This is a genomic window from Pseudoalteromonas sp. G5_S1_54_S4 (genome assembly GCF_054968565.1).
In genome coordinates, this window is record NZ_JBQKUL010000015.1 from 23,854 (window position 1) to 42,495 (window position 18,642).

Annotated in this window: 17 protein-coding genes; 15 read left to right on the forward strand and 2 right to left on the reverse strand. The window is 43.2% G+C overall.

Annotation, left to right across the window (positions count from 1 at the left end):
* Window positions 1-13 precede the first annotated feature (13 nt).
* The 15 genes from rsmH (at window position 14) to lpxC (ending at window position 17,275) form a co-directional block, all read left to right on the forward strand.
* Window positions 14-952, forward strand: a complete 939-nt coding sequence (gene rsmH, locus ACTRWE_RS07935; RefSeq protein WP_008110698.1) for a 16S rRNA (cytosine(1402)-N(4))-methyltransferase RsmH — start codon at window positions 14-16, stop codon at window positions 950-952.
* Window positions 949-1,275 (forward strand): cell division protein FtsL, encoded by a 327-nt coding sequence (gene ftsL / locus ACTRWE_RS07940; RefSeq protein WP_008110697.1) that lies wholly within the window; start codon window positions 949-951, stop codon window positions 1,273-1,275. Before rsmH ends, ftsL begins: the two co-directional genes overlap by 4 nt.
* A complete protein-coding gene (locus ACTRWE_RS07945; protein ID WP_013464053.1) occupies window positions 1,272-3,089 on the forward strand; it encodes a peptidoglycan glycosyltransferase FtsI in 1,818 nt (605 codons plus the stop codon). Before ftsL ends, ACTRWE_RS07945 begins: the two co-directional genes overlap by 4 nt.
* Window positions 3,082-4,560, forward strand: coding sequence for a UDP-N-acetylmuramoyl-L-alanyl-D-glutamate--2,6-diaminopimelate ligase (gene murE, locus ACTRWE_RS07950; RefSeq protein WP_462879803.1), 1,479 nt, complete (start codon window positions 3,082-3,084; stop codon window positions 4,558-4,560). The genes ACTRWE_RS07945 and murE overlap by 8 nt, the downstream gene beginning before the upstream one ends.
* Window positions 4,557-5,945, forward strand: coding sequence for a UDP-N-acetylmuramoyl-tripeptide--D-alanyl-D-alanine ligase (locus ACTRWE_RS07955; RefSeq protein WP_008110694.1), 1,389 nt, complete (start codon window positions 4,557-4,559; stop codon window positions 5,943-5,945). The genes murE and ACTRWE_RS07955 overlap by 4 nt, the downstream gene beginning before the upstream one ends.
* Window positions 5,939-7,021: a phospho-N-acetylmuramoyl-pentapeptide-transferase gene (gene mraY / locus ACTRWE_RS07960; protein WP_008110692.1), complete on the forward strand. Its 1,083-nt coding sequence runs from the start codon at window positions 5,939-5,941 to the stop codon at window positions 7,019-7,021. Before ACTRWE_RS07955 ends, mraY begins: the two co-directional genes overlap by 7 nt.
* Window positions 7,022-8,356 carry a UDP-N-acetylmuramoyl-L-alanine--D-glutamate ligase gene (murD, locus tag ACTRWE_RS07965; RefSeq protein WP_462879787.1) on the forward strand — a complete coding sequence of 445 codons (1,335 nt, stop codon included), beginning with the start codon at window positions 7,022-7,024 and terminating at the stop codon, window positions 8,354-8,356.
* Entirely contained in the window at window positions 8,353-9,528 is a 1,176-nt protein-coding gene (gene ftsW / locus ACTRWE_RS07970; RefSeq protein ID WP_008465286.1) for a cell division protein FtsW, read from the forward strand. Before murD ends, ftsW begins: the two co-directional genes overlap by 4 nt.
* Window positions 9,525-10,601: an undecaprenyldiphospho-muramoylpentapeptide beta-N-acetylglucosaminyltransferase gene (gene murG / locus ACTRWE_RS07975; RefSeq protein WP_138563345.1), complete on the forward strand. Its 1,077-nt coding sequence runs from the start codon at window positions 9,525-9,527 to the stop codon at window positions 10,599-10,601. The genes ftsW and murG overlap by 4 nt, the downstream gene beginning before the upstream one ends.
* Window positions 10,602-10,643: 42 nt before the next feature.
* Complete coding sequence (gene murC, locus ACTRWE_RS07980) at window positions 10,644-12,053, forward strand: UDP-N-acetylmuramate--L-alanine ligase (protein ID WP_216712925.1); 1,410 nt, start codon at window positions 10,644-10,646, stop codon at window positions 12,051-12,053.
* A complete protein-coding gene (locus ACTRWE_RS07985) occupies window positions 12,050-12,970 on the forward strand; it encodes a D-alanine--D-alanine ligase (protein ID WP_138687287.1) in 921 nt (306 codons plus the stop codon). The genes murC and ACTRWE_RS07985 overlap by 4 nt, the downstream gene beginning before the upstream one ends.
* A gap of 1 nt (window position 12,971) precedes the next feature.
* Window positions 12,972-13,733 carry a cell division protein FtsQ/DivIB gene (locus tag ACTRWE_RS07990; protein WP_138563349.1) on the forward strand — a complete coding sequence of 254 codons (762 nt, stop codon included), beginning with the start codon at window positions 12,972-12,974 and terminating at the stop codon, window positions 13,731-13,733.
* 13 nt (window positions 13,734-13,746) lie between these two features.
* Window positions 13,747-14,979: a cell division protein FtsA gene (ftsA, locus tag ACTRWE_RS07995; RefSeq protein ID WP_013464060.1), complete on the forward strand. Its 1,233-nt coding sequence runs from the start codon at window positions 13,747-13,749 to the stop codon at window positions 14,977-14,979.
* 21 nt (window positions 14,980-15,000) lie between these two features.
* Window positions 15,001-16,257 (forward strand): cell division protein FtsZ, encoded by a 1,257-nt coding sequence (gene ftsZ, locus ACTRWE_RS08000; RefSeq protein ID WP_138563351.1) that lies wholly within the window; start codon window positions 15,001-15,003, stop codon window positions 16,255-16,257.
* A gap of 106 nt (window positions 16,258-16,363) precedes the next feature.
* Complete coding sequence (lpxC, locus tag ACTRWE_RS08005; protein WP_013464062.1) at window positions 16,364-17,275, forward strand: UDP-3-O-acyl-N-acetylglucosamine deacetylase; 912 nt, start codon at window positions 16,364-16,366, stop codon at window positions 17,273-17,275.
* Window positions 17,276-17,378: 103 nt separating this feature from the next.
* Here the strand turns inward: lpxC and yjjG are convergent, their stop codons facing one another.
* Window positions 17,379-18,053, reverse strand: a complete 675-nt coding sequence (gene yjjG / locus ACTRWE_RS08010; protein ID WP_013464063.1) for a pyrimidine 5'-nucleotidase — start codon at window positions 18,051-18,053, stop codon at window positions 17,379-17,381.
* Window positions 18,054-18,064: 11 nt separating this feature from the next.
* Entirely contained in the window at window positions 18,065-18,604 is a 540-nt protein-coding gene (gene yjjX, locus ACTRWE_RS08015) for an inosine/xanthosine triphosphatase (RefSeq protein ID WP_036956005.1), read from the reverse strand.
* Between the last annotated feature and the right edge of the window lie 38 nt (window positions 18,605-18,642).

Below are 18,642 nucleotides of genomic sequence, written 5' to 3' on the forward strand. Positions count from 1 at the left end.
CAAATAACAGCTAATGACAGCGCAATTTGAACACGTATCCGTATTAATGGACGAAACCATAGATGCACTTGCAATTAAGCCAGACGGCATATACATGGATGGTACCTTTGGACGTGGCGGACATTCAGGGCAAATATTAGCGCGCTTAGGTGAAAGCGGTCGTTTGCAGGCCATTGACCAAGATCCACAAGCGATAAAGTCTGCTGAAAAATTTGCTGATGATCCACGTTTTTCAATTGCTCATTCTCGTTTTTCAAAGTTATACGAGGTAGCTGAGCAAAACGATCTTATTGGTCAGGTTGATGGCATTTTACTTGATATTGGTGTGTCGTCGCCGCAGCTAGATGACGCAGCACGTGGCTTTAGCTTTATGAAAGATGGTCCGCTCGATATGAGAATGGATCCAAGTACAGGTCGCAGCGCAGCGCAGTGGTTAGCTGAGGCTGAATTAGATGACATTACTCATGTGATCAAAAAGCTAGGTGAAGAAAAATTTGGTAAGCGCATTGCGCACAAAATTTTAGAAGTGCGTGAACACACGCCAATCACTACCACTAAGCAGCTCGCTGATTTAGTCGATGAAGCCGTACCGGTGAAAGATAAGTTTAAACACCCTGCAACGCGGACTTTTCAGGCTATTCGTATTTATATCAATAGCGAATTAGAGGAAATTCAAACGGCATTACAAGCGGCGATTAAAGTTCTTAAGCCGGGTGGTCGCTTAGTGGTTATTTCGTTTCATTCTTTAGAAGATCGCATTGTTAAACAATTTATTAAAAAACAGAGTAAGGGAGAAGCGATACCCAGAGGTCTGCCTTTAACCGACGCACAAATAAATAAAAATCTGACGTTAAAAGCAGTGGGTAAAGCTATTAAACCAAGTGCTGATGAAGTGGCGCGTAATCCACGCTCTCGCAGCTCAGTGCTAAGGATCGCACAGAGGTTGGGATGAGTAAAAAAGCGAGCTATCGCCAACCCAATTTATTTCTTGAAATAATTAAAGGCCTAGGTGCGAACAAGATCACCTTGGCCTTGTTGGTTGTGATATTCGCATCAAGCTTGAGTGTGGTGCAAGTAACTCATCTCTCTCGAGCGCAATTAATTGAGCAAGATTCGTTGCTCCAAGAGCGTGACGAATTGGATTTAGAATGGCGTTATTTTTTAGTGGAAGAAGAGTTTTATTCACAACATGCGCGCATTGAAGAAGTGGCAACGTCACAACTCGAAATGAAGCGGCCAACCAGCCAAGATGAGCAGGTAATTATATTACAATGAGAATGCGAGGCAAAAAACCAGTCAATAACCTAATAGCATGGCGCTTTATTTTAGTGTGCGCGGTGATTTTTTTAGTGTTTGTGACCTTGGTATCGCGTGCTGCGTACTTGCAAGTAATTGAACCTGATAAAGCGCGCTCTGAAAGCGATAAACGTACGGTACGGATTGAAAAACTGCATGTGCAACGCGGGATGATTTTCGATCGTAACGGTAAAGAGCTTGCCGTTAGTGTGCCTGTGGTAAGCGTGTATGCGGATCCTAAAGCCCTGCATAAATCACTGGTGAGTAAAGTACTTAGGCAAGCACGCAAAAACGGTGAAGATCAGCAAACGCTTCGTGAAAATGTTGCTGAGTTAAATAAGCGTACCGCCCTGTATTATAAAAATGATTTACGCTGGCGTGAATTGGCTGATGTGTTGCGCATTGAGCCTAGTAAAATTAACACGCGATTACTTGATGATCCTACTCGTCGCTTTGTGTATTTAAAACGCCAAGTGACTCCCGCTGTGGCTAATTACATCGGTGATTTACGCCTACCTGGTATTCATTTATTGGATGAATCAAAACGTTATTACCCTGCTGGTGAAGTAAGCGCACATGTTATTGGGTTTACCAATATTGATGGTAAAGGCATTGAGGGCATAGAAAAGCTTTATGAAAATGCGTTAACCGGTGAAGAAGGTCGCCGTACCATTCGAAAAGATGCGCAAGGGCGTGAAGTTGAAGTGCTTGATGAACGCGAGCGAGTAGAGCCTGAAAGCATTCAGCTAAGTATTGATCAGCGAATTCAAGCCATTGCCTATAAAGCAGTTAAATCAGCGGTATTAACTTATAAAGCGACTTCAGGTTCTGCCATGGTAGTAGATGTTAAAACCGGTGAAGTCTTGGCCATGGTCAATAGCCCATCATTTAATCCTAACAACTTAAGCGGGGCGGCTCCTCATAAACGTCGTAACCGCGCTATTACCGATTTGTTTGAACCCGGCTCAACTGTTAAGCCTCTAGCCATTTTAGCTGGATTAGACTACGGCACAATCCAACCGGATGACAAAGTTGATACCTACCCAGGCTGGATGCGTTTAGGGGGCAGCTTAGTACAAGATACCCGTAATCATGGCGAAATGACGCTGCGCGAAATTTTAAAATACTCCAGTAATATGGGAGTAACCAAAATAAGCCAAACAGTACCCAAAGAGTACTTTGTGGGCTTGTATCAAAAAGTGGGGTTTGGCAGTGATAGTGGTACTGGCATGGTAGGCGAAAGTAGTGGCTTATTTTACCCTAATCGCCGTTGGTCAGATCATGAAATTGCAGCGCTCTCGTTTGGTTACAATATTGCCGTGAGTACCGCGCAAATGGCACGTTTTTACGCCATGTTAGGGGCAGGCGGGGTTAATCGTCCGCTTACTGTACTAAAGCAAGATTCTATACCTGAAGGTGAGCGTGTCTTTCAACAAGAAGATGTTGAAGCCGTTGTCCATATGATGGAAAGCGTATTTGAAGAAGGCGGTACCGCACGCCGCGTTAAAGTGGATGGTTACCGCGCTGCTGGTAAAACAGGCACCTCTAAAAAAGCCGCCGCAGGGGGCTATGGTGACGAATATGTAGGTTATTTTGCGGGCATTGCCCCTGCGAGTAACCCGCGATTAGCCGTTGTGGTATTAATCAACGAGCCCGGTGGAGATGTTTATTATGGCGGCGCAACAGCAGGTCCAGCGTTTGCCGAAATAATCTCTAATTCATTAAGAATTTTAAACGTTGCCCCAGACAAAGACTCGGTGGCATACGTGAAGGGCAAAGATGATGGTGCGTGATTTACACACAATTTTAAAACATTTAGAAATAGATGCAGCACGTTTAATGGTAAACGAGCTGCGTTTAGATAGCCGCGATGTAAAACCAGGTGATGTGTTTGTGGCGATAAAAGGGCACCAGTTAGATGGTGGGCACTTTATTAGTAAAGCAATTGAAAATGGTGCCAGTGCAATTATTGCCGACAGACTGTGTGAATTTGAAAGTGATTTTGAGCCGCTTTATTTAGTCTCAGAATTGAATAAGAAACTGCCTGTATTGGCGAGCCAATTTTATCAACAACCGAGCAAGCACTTAGATTTAGTTGGCGTAACGGGCACCAATGGTAAATCGACTACCACAGCAATGATTGCTCATTTAGCGCAATTTTGTCATACCCAAGCCGCTATTATTGGTACCTTAGGTTACGGCCATCCAGATAACTTAACACCACTGCAAAATACTACGCCTTCAGCAGTCGATTTACAGCGTATTTTAAGCGACTTAAAAAATGAGCAACACCAATTGGTTGCTATGGAAGTGTCATCGCATGGTTTGGTACAGCACCGTGTTGATCAATGCTATTTTAAAGCGGCGGTTTTTACTAACTTGTCGCGCGATCACTTAGATTACCATGGCGATATGCAAAGCTATGGTGATGCTAAATTAATGCTGTTTCGTGATTTTGATGCTGACCATGTCATTCTTAATCAAGATGACGGACAAGCAGAGCAATGGATTGAAAAATACAGCTTTAATAGTCTTATTTGTTATGGCCGTAAAAACTTAGCCCCTAAAAATGCACAGTTTGTGTATTTTTCAGATGTTAGCTATTCGGCAACCGGTATTTCGGCGCAATTAACTACTAGCTGGGGTGATGTTGCCATAAAATCACCGCTGTTTGGTGAATTTAATCTTTATAATTTAACGGCTGCGTTAGCAACGCTATTAGCGCTAGGCTATCCATTAACACAGTTAGTAGCAGGATGTGAGTATTTACAGCCGGTAGCCGGCAGGATGCAAGCATTTACAGCGCCAAGTATGCCTACTTGCGTTGTTGATTATGCGCATACGCCAGATGCGTTGGCTTTAGCGTTACAAGCGCTGCAGCAACATGTACCAGGTGGAGTGAGTTGTGTGTTTGGTTGTGGCGGCGACAGAGATAAAGGAAAGCGTGTACTAATGGCACAAGCTGCAGAGCAGTTTGCAGACAAAGTGATCATTACCAGTGATAACCCACGCTCTGAAGACCCTAATGACATTATTAATGATGTAGCTGCGGGATTAGAGCATCCAGAAAACGCTCATTTAGAGGCCGATCGCGGTGCCGCGATACAATTTGCTATAGATAACGCAAAAGCCGGTGAGGTTATTTTAATTGCCGGTAAAGGGCATGAAGACTATCAAATTATAGGCGATAAACGCATCGATTTTTGCGACCGCCAATTTGTACAACAACAATTAAAAAAAGCAGTAAGAGGGTCTCAAGCATGATCCCAATGGATTTTGATTGGCTAGCTAATGTGCTAGCAACCGATTATCAAGGTGATAATCGCAAGGTGATAAATATAAACACCGATACCCGTACTTTGTGTGATGGTGAAGTGTTTTTGGCGCTTAAGGGCCCAAATTTTGATGGCCATAAATTTATTGAACAAGCAAAACAAAAAGGCGCTATAGGCGTGATTGTCGATCACGCTGTTGATACCGATATTGCTCAATTTGTAGTTGCCGATACCCGTATTGCATTAGGCACAATTGGTACAGCAGTGATGGCGCAAGTTGCACCTAAAACTATCGCTATTACTGGCAGTGTAGGTAAAACAACAGTTAAAGAAATGTGTGCCGCTATTTTATCAAGTAAAGGGGATGTATTAGCCACTAAAGGTAATTTTAACAACGACATTGGCGTACCGTTAACTTTACTCAGATTAGAGCCACAACATCGCTTTGCGGTTATTGAATTAGGCGCTAACCACATAGGTGAAATTGCGTACACCACCGCGATGACCAAACCGGATGTAGCTGTGGTATGTAATGTTGCTGCTGCCCACTTGGAAGGCTTTGGTAGCCTGCAAGGTGTGGCACAAGCAAAAGGTGAAATTTACGACGGATTAAAAGAGGATGGCATCGCCATCGTCAATTGTGATAGTGACTTTAGTCAATATTGGCTTGATAAGTTAGCAACGCGCAATATTAAATGTTTTTCGAGTAGTGAAAAGCTCGATATTTGGGCTGAAGACATCAGCCTAGATGCACAAGCTCGCGCAAGCTTTACTTTGTGCACCAAGCAACACAGTGTGCCGGTTAAGTTAGCACTGCCAGGTAAACACAATATTAGTAACGCGCTTATTGCTGCGGCGTTAACAAGTGAGTTTGACGTGTCACTTGAGGACATTGCCAGCGCGTTAGCGACCATGGGTGAAGTTAAAGGACGGGTTAACCTAATTGAAGCCAGTGATTCACTCACCATTATTGATGATACATACAATGCCAACGTTAAATCGGTAAAAGCTGCGATTGATTTACTTAGTGATATTCAAGGTCATCGTATTTTGGCACTCGGTGATATGGGTGAACTTGGCGAAGATGCCCGTAAATATCATCAAGAAGTCGGTGAATACGCATTAGCGCAAGGCATTGATGAGTTATTTACACTCGGAGTATTAAGTAAATGTGCCAGTGATGTATTTGGGCTGCCAAATCGCCATTTCTCTAATCGTGAGCAAATGCTGCAGCAAATTCAAAACAGCATTAGCAAAGTAGATAAAAAAATTACCCTTGTCGTGAAAGGATCACGCAGTTCTCGCATGGAGCTTTTAGTAACCGATTTAGTTAATGGCCAGCAACAAGCCATCAATGGAGTATCATCATGTTAGTTTGGCTGGCTGAGTATTTAACTCAATATTATAGTGGCTTTAATGTTTTTTCGTATTTAACCCTGCGTGCCATTTTAGGTATTTTAACCGCATTGATGATGTCGTTGTATTTTGGTCCTAAGTTAATTCGTGCGCTGCAACGCATGCAAATAGGACAAACAGTACGTGATGATGGTCCGCAATCGCACCTATCTAAATCGGGTACCCCGACCATGGGTGGCTTACTTATTTTAGGGGCTATTTTTACCAGCACATTATTATGGGCAGACTTGTCTAATAAATACGTATGGGCCACTTTATTTGTAATTGGCTCATTAGGTATTGTGGGCTTTATTGATGATTACCGTAAGGTGATCCGCAAAGATCCAAAAGGACTTATTGCAAAGTGGAAATACTTTTGGCAATCGGTAATTGCACTGGTTGTAGCCACTGCGCTTTACATGAGCAGCACACAAGCGACAGAAACATCTCTTGTTGTGCCATTTTTTAAAGATGTACTGCCACAGCTGGGGCTGTTTTATATCGTGATCACCTACTTTGCGTTGGTGGGCACGTCAAACGCGGTTAATTTAACCGACGGTCTAGACGGTTTAGCCATTGTACCTACTATTTTAGTAGCTGCAGCACTGGCCATTATTGCTTACTTAACGGGTAATATTAATTTTTCGGCTTATTTGCATATTCCGCATTTACCACTGGCGAGTGAGTTGGTTGTGGTATGTACCGCTATTGTAGGGGCTGGGTTAGGTTTTTTATGGTTTAACACGTATCCGGCGCAAGTATTTATGGGCGATGTAGGCTCATTAGCACTGGGTGGTGCATTGGGGATTATTGCCGTACTTGTTCGCCAAGAGCTGTTACTGATTATTATGGGGGGCGTGTTTGTAATGGAAGCGCTATCGGTAATTTTACAAGTTGGCTCTTACAAATTACGTGGGCAACGCATTTTTAGAATGGCGCCTATTCATCACCATTACGAACTTAAAGGTTGGCCGGAGCCACGCGTTATTGTGCGCTTTTGGATAATTTCTATTGTGCTGGTACTCGCTGGCCTTGCGACATTAAAGATCCGATAAATGCAGTATTTAAACGAGATAAAAAATAAACACATAACAGTGCTCGGACTCGGTGTAACCGGTCTGGGCATTGTGCGTTTTTTATTATCTCAATCAATACAGCCTTATGTGGTCGATAGCAGAGAGAATCCGCCAGGTGTTGATTGGCTCAATCAGCACGCACCTCAATTAAAAACTCACTTTGGTGACCTAGAAAATGCAGCGCTCAGTGCTTGCGATATGATTATTATTAGTCCTGGGCTGAGCTTAAAAACACCAGCAATTGTTAAGGCAATTAACGCAGGCGTTGAAGTGATTGGTGATGTTGAGTTATTTGCGCGCATTAATAGCAAACCAGTCGTTGCTGTAACCGGCTCTAATGGTAAATCAACCGTAGTAACACTTGCCTACGAAGTATTAAAAACCGCAGGTTATAAGGTGGCACTCGGTGGCAACATTGGCACAGCTGTACTGGATTTACTTGACGGTGATTTTGATGTGTTTGTACTGGAGCTGTCGAGTTTTCAGCTTGATACCACTGACAGCTTAAAAGCCAGCAGTGCAACTGTGCTTAATATTTCAGAAGATCATCTCGATCGCTATGATAGCTATCAAGCTTATATAGATTCAAAGTTAAGTATTTATAACGGCGCTGAACTTTTAGTTATTAATGCTGACGATAGACAAACCCACCCAGTGAGTCGCACGTTAGCACCACAAGTTAGTTTTGGAGAAACACAAGGTGATTACCACTTAGCACAGCATAATAACGAAGCGCACTTTATGGTAAAGGGCGAAGCTTATTTGCCAGTAAGTACCTTAGCCGTTGTGGGTAAGCATAATTATTTAAATACACTGGCAGTAATGGCGTTACTCAGTCCGTTTGAAATAACTAAAGCGCATTATAAAACTGCGTTAGCTCAATTTAATGGCTTGGCACATCGTTGCCAGTTTGTGGGTGAGTTTAATAGCGTTAAGTATTTTAATGATTCTAAAGCCACCAATGTAGGCGCAACAATTGCCGCTATTGATAGTTTAGCGGGTGAACAACAAAACTTAGTGGTTATTGCTGGTGGTGATGCCAAAGGCGCGGATTTAGAGGCACTTAAACCTTATGTTGAGCAACACGTTAAAGCCCTCATTTGCTTTGGTAAAGATGCAAAAGAGTTAGTGGCACTAACTGCTAAAGGTCATTTAACCAATAATATGTCTGAGGCTGTGGCGCTTGCAAAGCAATTAAGTAAATCGGGCGATACCGTTTTACTCGCACCTGCCTGTGCCAGCATTGATATGTATAACAATTATATGCAACGCGGCGATGATTTTGTGCAATGTGTATTGCAGGGGCAGTCATGATTGCTTTTGCGGATATTAAAGAGGCTCTCACCCCTAAACCTTCAGCGCAGCTTTATGATGTGCCACTGCTTTATTGCATGCTAATGCTGATTGGTGTGGGCTTTGTGATGGTAACCAGTGCCTCAATGCCGACAGCCGATAGACTGTTTGGTAATATTTATCATTTTACTATCCGCCATGGCATTTTTTTAGGGCTATCGTTTTGTTTATTTTGCATTAGTACTCAAGTACCTATGTCGTGGTGGAAAAAAGCTAACCCCTATTTATTACTAATCGGTTTAGTACTGTTATTAGTGGTACTTATTGTAGGACGTGAAGTCAATGGTTCGACCCGCTGGATACCCGTAGGACCGTTTAATATTCAAGCCTCGGAGCTCGCTAAGTTGTTCTTCTTTAGTTATATCGCAGGCTACTTAGTACGTAAGCGCAATGAAGTTCAAGAAAACATAAAAGGCTTTGCTAAACCCATAGCGGTATTTGCAGTTTATGCAGCACTTATTTTAATGCAGCCCGATTTAGGGACTGTGGTGGTGATGTTTGTTACTACGGTTGGTTTGTTGTTTTTAGCCGGTGCCAAGCTTTGGCAGTTTTTTGCACTTATTTTAACCGGTATTGCGCTAGTGGTTGGGCTTATTGTGTTAGAGCCATATCGTATGGCCCGTGTGGTTGGCTTTTTAGAACCTTGGGATGACCCTTTTGGCAAAGGCTATCAATTAGTGCAATCACTAATGGCTTACAGCCAAGGTGATTGGTTTGGCCAAGGCCTAGGAAACAGCGTACAAAAATTACAATATTTACCAGAAGCGCACACCGACTTTATTTTTGCTGTTATTGCTGAAGAGTTAGGTTTTATGGGGGTGCTGAGCATTTTAATGGTACTGGGTACTTTAGTATTTAGAGCTTTACTCATTGGCCAAAACGCGCTTAAAAACGGCAAAGAATATGAAGGCTACTTAGCCTTAGCAATTGGTATTTGGTTTGCGTTTCAAACTATGGTGAATGTGGGCGCCAGTGCCGGTATTTTACCAACCAAAGGATTAACCTTGCCGTTTATTTCTTATGGTGGCTCAAGTTTATTAATGATGACCATAGCAACCGGTATTTTATTGCGTGTAGATTTTGAGACCAAGATGGCAACGAAACAAGCCACGTCAGGTGGAGCTAAGCGATGAGTAAAAAAATAGTCGTTGTAGCAGGGGGCACAGGTGGACATATTTTTCCAGGGATTGCCGTTGCTGATTATCTCAAACAGCAAGGTTGGCAAGTTAGCTGGATAGGTACCCCAGATAGAATGGAAGCCAGTGTCGTGCCCAAGCACAACATAGAAATTGATTTTATTGACGTAAAAGGCGTGCGAGGGAATGGTTTAAAACGCCTTATTAAAGCGCCATTCATGGTTATTAATGCAATATTGCAGGCGCGTAAGGTATTAAAACAACAACGCCCTGATGTCGTTTTAGCAATGGGGGGGTATGTAACTGGCCCAACAGGTATTGCGGCAAAAAGCCTGGGTATTCCTTTGGTGATTCACGAACAAAATGCCGTAGCAGGCATGAGTAATAGGTGGTTGGCTAAATGTGCTAATCGCGTGTTAGCGGCTTTCCCCAGTGCTTTTGCCAATGGCAAAGCAGAGCTGGTAGGTAATCCTGTACGCCAGAGCGTGGTTGATATACCTAAGCGCGAAGTAAACAGCCCTATAAATATTTTAGTGGTGGGTGGTTCGTTAGGTGCGCAAGTACTTAACCAAACACTACCTGAAGCATTTAAGCGCTTAAATGATACTTGTGCCATTAATATTTGGCATCAAACCGGTAAAGGGCACCTTGCTAGTGTAAGTGAAAGTTACCAGCAGCAACAAATGGGCAATGAGCAAGTGACCGTTGCTGAATTTATTGATGATATGGATACCGCTTATAGCTGGGCAGATATTGTGATTTGTCGTGCGGGTGCGCTTACGGTAAGTGAAATTGCCGCAGCGGGTAAAATGGCGGTATTTGTGCCGTTTCCACACGCGGTTGATGACCATCAAACAGCCAATGCACAGTATTTAGTAATGGCAGAAGGGGCGTTATTAATGCCACAAGGGCAATTTAATCAGCGCAGTATTGTTGAACTTTTAAGCCCCTATTTAGCCGAACCTTTATTAATAACTAAAATGGCAGGCAAAGCAAAACAGCAAGCTATTTTAGATGCCACAGCAAGCGTAGCGATGCACTGTGAGCAAGTAACAAATAAGAGAACATAAGTGAAACAAACATTAGCAAAAGAAAAATATACACGCCCAGCGATGCGCCGCATTGAAACTATTCACTTTGTAGGGATTGGCGGTGCAGGCATGGGTGGCATTGCAGAAGTACTTGCTTTTGAAGGTTACCGTATTACCGGTTCAGATATAGCTCACAGCGCAATGACTGAGCGTTTAATTAAAGCCGGTGCTGAAGTATTTATTGGCCATCATGAAAATAACGTAAAAGACGCCAATGTGGTGGTGGTTTCAAGTGCAATAGATAAAACAAATCCTGAAATTCAAGCCGCGCAAGCTGCGCGTATTCCGGTGGTTCGTCGTGCAGAAATGTTAGCTGAACTGATGCGCTTTCGCCACGGTATCGCCATTGCGGGCACCCATGGTAAAACGACCACAACCAGCTTAATTGCGAGCATTTATGCACAAGCCGGGCTCGATCCAACCTTTATTATTGGTGGTTTGCTTAACAGTGCTGGCAGCAATGCTAAGGTAGGTAAAAGTGACTTTTTAATCGCCGAAGCAGATGAAAGCGATGCCTCATTTTTGCACTTACAGCCTATGGTGTCGGTGATCACTAATATTGAAGAAGATCACATGGAAACCTACGGCGGTAGTTTAGAAAAAATGAAAGATACTTATGTTGAATTCATTCATAACCTGCCGTTTTACGGGTTAGCGGTGGTGTGTATTGATTCAGACGTTGCTGCTGAATTGATCCCCCGTTTTGGTCGTCCGGTGATCACTTACGGTGAGTCACACGAGGCTGATTATCGAATGAGTGACTTTAGCCAAACAGCGAACACATGCCAATTTACGGTGACTAATAAACAAGGTGAGAGTTTAACCGCCAAGCTGAATATGCCGGGTAAACATAATGCCCTTAATGCAACCGCAGCGATTGCCGTGGCTAAAGATCAAAATATTGCGAATCATGCAATTTTAGCGGCTTTAGATACTTTTGAAGGTATTGGCCGTCGTTTTCAGCACTACGGTGAATTTGAAAATGAACGCGGCAGCGTGATGCTTGTTGATGACTATGGTCATCACCCGTCAGAAGTGGCCGCTACTATCACCGCAGCACGGGAAGGCTGGCCTGATAAGCGTTTAGTGATGGTGTATCAGCCGCACCGTTATACGCGTACTCGCGATTTATACGAAGATTTTGTTAAGGTATTGGCTGAGGTTGATCAGCTTTTATTACTCGATGTTTACAGTGCTGGCGAAGAGCCGATTGTTGGCGCCGATAGTAAAAGTTTATGCCGTAGTTTGCGCCAGCGTGGCAAAGAGCCATTACATGTAGCCTCAAGCTCAGAGCTTGCGGGCGTACTTGCCAACTGCCTACAAAATAACGACCTAGTGCTCACACAAGGTGCGGGTAACATAGGTCAGCTTGTTAAAAATTTAGCAGCCACGAATATGTCGATAGAAAAATTAAAGCAAGGTGAAGTATGACACAGGTAAATTCCCAGTTTGGTAAAGTGGCGGTGCTGCTAGGTGGAAATTCAGCAGAGCGTGACGTGTCATTAAAATCTGGTCAAGCGGTATTAAATGCGCTGTTAGACGTTGGCATTGATGCGATAGCGTTTGATCCACAAAATCGTTCGTTATGGGAATTAAAGTCGTTAAACGTTGATCGCGTTTTTATTGCTTTACATGGGCGTGGTGGTGAAGACGGCACGGTACAAGGTGCTTTAGAATTTATGAACCTGCCGTATACCGGCAGTAATGTTCTGGGTTCGGCACTGGCAATGGATAAAATTCGTTGTAAGCATTTGTTTAAATCGGCAGGTTTAAGCACTGCACCGTACGCTGTGGTTGATGCTAAAAAAGGCTTTGATGCCAATGCTATTATGGCGCAATTTAAAAAGGTAATGGTTAAGCCATCGCACGAGGGCTCCAGTATCGGTATGGCGCAAGCAAGCTCTGCAGAAGAACTTGAAGATGCGCTAACTAATGCATTTAAGTTCGACAGCCAAGTATTGGTAGAGCAGTGGATCACGGGTCGTGAATTTACCATTACGGTCTTGGGTGATGAAGTACAACCTGTGATTGAAATGAGCACCCCAAACGGATTTTATGACTACCAAGCTAAATATCAGTCAAATAGTACGCAATATCATTGCCCTGCTGATTTATCACCATCGGATACTCAAAAATTACAAGCGATGGCGCTTGATGCGTTTGATTTAGTGGGTGCAAGTGGCTGGGGACGAGTCGATGCGATGCAAGATGAACAAGGACATTTTTACTTACTAGAAGTGAATACCGTACCAGGCATGACAGAAAAATCATTGGTGCCAATGGCAGCAAAAGCCAACGGGGCAAGTTTTGAGCAATTAGTTGTTCGCATTTTGGAGCAAACCCTTTAATATGCATCCCTTTTTAGAGAAAGCGCAGCAACTAAAACAGCAACTTAACTGGTCGCTGATTTTTGGAGTGAGTTTTTTTCTAGCCGTGGTGATAGGGTTAATTGAAATAACCAGTGGGGTTTCGCACTGGTTAGTTGAAAATAAAGATGCACAAATTAAGCATTTAACGGTGCTGGGGAACCCTAAGTACACCGATGAAAAAGCAATAACAGCGGCAATAAAAAAAGCAGATTTAAGTAGTTTTTTTGAGCTAAACGTAAAGCAAGTTCAGCATTTAGTACAAGAGCTGCCTTGGGTTGCAACGGTATCGGTAAGAAAGCAATGGCCTGATACCATTCAAGTTTACGTGGTAGAACATCAAGCAGTTGCTCACTGGAATAGTGACTTGCTGATTAATCAAAGCGGTGACGCGTTTGAAGCAAAAAGTGATAAATTAAGTGTCACTTTACCCCAACTATATGGGCCAGAGGGCAGTGAAAAAGAAGCATGGGTAGCGTTTAAACAGTTTGATGAAATGCTCAAAGTCAATGCATTAACGCTCACTAGCCTTGCGCTATCTGAGCGGTTTTCGTGGCAACTTTGGTTAGATAACGGTGTGCGTTTAAATTTAGGACGCAAAGATAAAGCCAAACGTGTACAACGTTTTATAGACGTTTATTCACGTATAGAAAAACGTGCTGATGCACAGATAGATGCAATTGATTTACGCTACGATACCGGCCTTGCAGTGAGCTATAAGCCACTGCAAGAACAGCAATTATAATAAAGAGTAAGGCATGACTAAGTCAGCAGAAAGAAACCTAGTGATTGGATTAGACGTTGGCACTTCTAAAGTAGTGGCCACGGTAGGTGAAATCACCACAGATAACAAGCTCAGCATTGTTGGCGTGGGGAGCCAAGTATCTCATGGAATGGATAAAGGCGGTGTTAACGATTTAAATTTAGTGTCTGAGTCTATTCGCCGCGCTATAGATGAAGCCGAATTGATGGCTGATTGTCGTATTAGCTCGGTTTATTTGGGTATTTCTGGCAAGCATATTCAGTGTCAGAACGAAAGCGGTGTTGTGGCTATTAATAACACCGAAGTAACCGATGAAGACATTGAAAATGTAATACACATTGCTCGTTCAGTGCCAATTTCAGCTGAACGCAAAATGTTGCATGCTTTGCCGCAAGAGTACAGCATTGACATGCAAGAGGGGATTAAAAACCCACTCGGCATGAGCGGTGTGCGCATGGAAGCACGCGCGCACATTATTACCTGTTCCAACGACATGGCTAAAAATATAGAAAAATGTGTTGAACGTTGCGGGCTTGAAGTTGACCAACTTATATTCACAGCGCTTGCTTCGTGTTATTCCGTACTGACGGATGACGAAAAAGAGTTAGGTGTTGCGGTGCTTGATATTGGTGGTGGTACTATGGATATCACTATTTATATTAATGGTGCGCTGCGTCATTCGGCGGTTATTCCGGTGGCCGGTAACCAAGTAACCGGTGATATTGCAAAAATATTTCGTACACCTATATCACATGCTGAGTCACTCAAAGTACAATATGCCTGTGCAAGTAGCCAAATGGCGAGCAGCGAAGACACGATTGAAGTGCCAAGCGTAGGTGGGCGACCAGCAAGACTGATGTCTAGGCACACGTTATCAGAAGTGGTTGAGCCACGTTTTAGAGAATTATTTGAACTGGCGATGGAAGAAATTCGTCGTTCAGGATTAGAAGACCAAATTGCAGCAGGTCTCGTCATTACTGGCGGAACTGCTAAAATGACTGGCGCAATGGAAGTGGCTGAAGATATTTTTCAGATGCCAGTAAGAATAGGTAAACCAATTGGTGTAGTAGGTTTAACTGATTATGTTGATGATCCATCGTACGCAACCGCTGTAGGTTTGTTACAATACGGGCGTACTATGCAGTCGATGAATGCACAAAAGTCGAAAGCGGATGATAATAATAATTGGTGGAACCGCATCACAAAATGGTTTCAAGGCGAGTTTTAGTACTCAAGTCGGAGAGTAAATATGTTTGATATAATGGAACAACACAGCGAAGAAGCTGTAATAAAAGTAATCGGTGTTGGTGGCGGCGGCGGTAACGCAGTTGAGCACATGGTAAAACAACAAATAGAAGGTGTTCGTTTTATTGCAGCGAATACGGATGCACAAGCATTACGTAATTCAGCCGCTGATGTAACGGTACAATTAGGTACGCAAATAACCTCTGGGTTAGGTGCGGGTGCAAACCCTGAAGTAGGCCGTCAGTCGGCTGAAGAAGACGCAGAAACGATTCGTGCCAGCCTTGAAGGCGCCGATATGGTATTTATAGCGGCAGGTATGGGCGGCGGTACAGGGACCGGAGCAGCGCCAGTCGTGGCTAAAATTGCTAAAGAGCTGGGCATTCTAACCGTGGCAGTTGTAACGCGTCCATTTGATTTTGAAGGTAAAAAACGTGCTGCTGCTGCAGAGCAGGGGATTAGCGAATTGTCTGAAATCGTGGACTCGTTAATTACTATTCCAAATAACAAATTACTAAAAGTATTAGGTAAAGGGACAACTTTACTGGATGCGTTTGCTAAAGCAAATGACGTATTATTTGGTGCGGTACAGGGTATTGCTGAGCTAATCACACGCTCGGGTCTAATTAACGTGGATTTCGCCGACGTACGTACTGTTATGTCTGCAATGGGTACAGCCATGATGGGGACTGCATCTGCCTCGGGTCCTGATCGTGCACAAGAAGCAGCAGAAGCGGCTATTTCAAGCCCATTACTAGAAGACGTTGATTTAACCGGTGCTAAAGGTATCTTGGTTAATATTACTGCCGGCATGGATATCGCGATTGAAGAATTTGAAATCGTAGGTAATCACGTTAAGGCGCTAGCGTCTGAAAACGCAACGGTGGTTGTGGGTGCGGTAATCGACCCTGAAATGACAGACGAGCTACGTGTAACGGTTGTTGCAACTGGCTTAGGCGGCGATCGTCGTCCACAGTTTGGTATTGTAGATAATGGCTTTAAAAAAGCATCAGGTTCTGATGTAGCCAGTTCAAGCACGCAAACAAGCAGCAGCATGTATGTTCCTAGCTTTGCAAGCCAAGGCGCAAGCACGACTGAAGAGCCTGACACGACATTGCAAACAGAATCAAAAGAGCAAAGCACATCGACGAGCTCTTCAAGTTCTTCAGCGAATACGTCGTCAAGTAGTGCTAAGAAAACAGATAAATCTGAAGGTGGCGATTATTTCGACATCCCTGCTTTTTTACGTAAACAAGCAGATTAATAAAAAACAGTACTTTTGTGCGAAATGTGAACGAATATTGTAGTTATACCGTATTTATGCTACACTCCGCCGTCTAACTGTAATATATACTAAAGTGAGCGAACCTATGATTAAACAGCGTACGATTGCACAAGTAGTCAAAGCCATAGGAATTGGACTTCATAAAGGTGAGAAGGTCACAATAACTCTCCGACCTGCGAGCGCAAATACTGGGATTGTATTTCGTCGTGTCGACCTTGATCCGGTTGTTGATTTTGAAACAACACCTGAAGCCGTTGGTGATACGCAATTGTGTACCTGTTTAATTAACAAAGATGGCGTTCGCTTATCGACTACTGAGCACTTAATTGCGGCGGTTGCGGCAATGGGAATCGACAATTTAATTGTTGAACTTGATAGCTCAGAAGTACCAATAATGGATGGTAGTGCATTGCCATTCATTTATTTATTACAAAAAGGCGGCATTGAAGAGCAAAATGTTGCAAAACGCTTTATTCGTATTAAAGAAAAAGTACGTATTGAAGAAGGTGATAAATGGGCCGAAGTAGAACCTTACGACGGATTCCACATCGATTTCGAAATTGCCTTCGATCACCCTGCAATCAATGAAAGCCGCCAACGCGTTGGTTTAGATATTACGGCACAAAGCTTTACTGAAGAGATAAGCCGTGCGCGTACTTTTGGCTTTATGAAAGACATTGAATACATGCATGCGAACAACCTAGCACTAGGTGGCAGCATGGATAGCGCAGTGGTACTTGATGAATTTAAAGTTTTAAATCCGAACGGTTTGCGTTACGCAGACGAGTTCGTCAAGCATAAGATTCTAGACTGTGTAGGTGACATGTTTATGACAGGTCACAACCTTTTAGGCAAAGTAACCGCATTTAAATCAGGTCATGATTTAAATAATAAGTTACTACGCAAAATTATGGCAACTGAGTCAGCATGGGAGTGGGCAACCTTTGAAACGCCTGTGACGATGCCTGCACCCGGCCTTGAGCTAGCTAACGCCTAATTAGTTAATCACTTATATACAGTTATAAAAAATGACGCTTATTAGCGTCATTTTTTTGTTTGTTAATTAGCTAAACAGCTAAATTACACTCAGGCTTTTATTATCAAAGTCCTAATATAGTTTGCAACTGTTTAAGCTGGGTTACCTGATATGTTGGTTTAATTCCCTCAGGCAAGTTCACGCCAGGATGTTGCAGCCAACAAGTGTCAATTCCCACATTTTGACCGCCAAGAATATCACTGCTGGCGGTATCACCGACCATTAAAATTTGCTCTTTCGGTGGATTACCCATTAAGTTAAAGGTGTGCTCAAATATCTCTTTTGCAGGTTTAGCAATGCCGACTTGCTCAGAAATAACCAACCAGTCAAACATATCTTGCAGCCCTGTATGCGCTAGGCGACGTGCTTGTAACTGAGAAAAACCATTGGTAATAATGCCCAGCTTGGCATGGGGTTTAAGGGCATTTAATAATTCAACGGCGCCGGGTAAAGGCATACAAATTTCGGCCATTGCTGATAAAAAATCATCATTGAGCTGTTGAGCTGGCACATCTAGTTTATTTGCCAGTTCGCTAAAACGAGTTACTTGTAAGTGACTTGAGGTGATCTCGTTGTTTTGATAAGCAATCCATAATGACTTATTGGTGTTTTGATAATGGGCATAATCTGCCTCGGTAAAATCCATGTCATAGGTTGCTAGCATGTTTTTAAGGCCAGCAAAGGCATTAAAGCTAAATAAGGTTTCGTCGGCATCAAATAATACGTAGTTATACTTCATTAAAACATCCGTTATTGATTATATAGAGTGGGATTAAGAAAAGGCGCCATGGCGAGTGTCAGCGCTTGAGTATAGGTACTTTCTCGTGTTGCATGATGATCAGTTAACAAGCCAATAGCACCCCCTTGCTGTTTAATATTGGTGGTATTAAAGGCTTTATCCATCACGTCACCAAGCTCTTCACCTTGAAGCAATGCTTTATAAAACACAGTGGGCAGGGGTAAGTTACTGCTTCGGCCTGTAACTTGCTGTGCGCCATTATCAATAACTACATAGGCAAAGGTTGCCGCACCATAGCTAAATTGCGCTGCACCACCTTCCATCGCCACATAGTAGTCTGCCTGATAGTGGTTTTTACAGTAATTAACGCGATTTTGTGCCCCTAAGCAGGTTTGCTCTTCACCTAAGGGTTGATCGGGTACCTCTGAGGGCGCGTGAACACTACTACATTCGATTACACGCTCAGGAAAATACATCGCAAAAATATGTTTAGCGGCATTGATTTTTACTGGGTTTTTAGACCCAACAATAATTTTAATTGATTGCGACATATTAAACTCGTCATACTTAAAATCAGCAGTGTACGTGA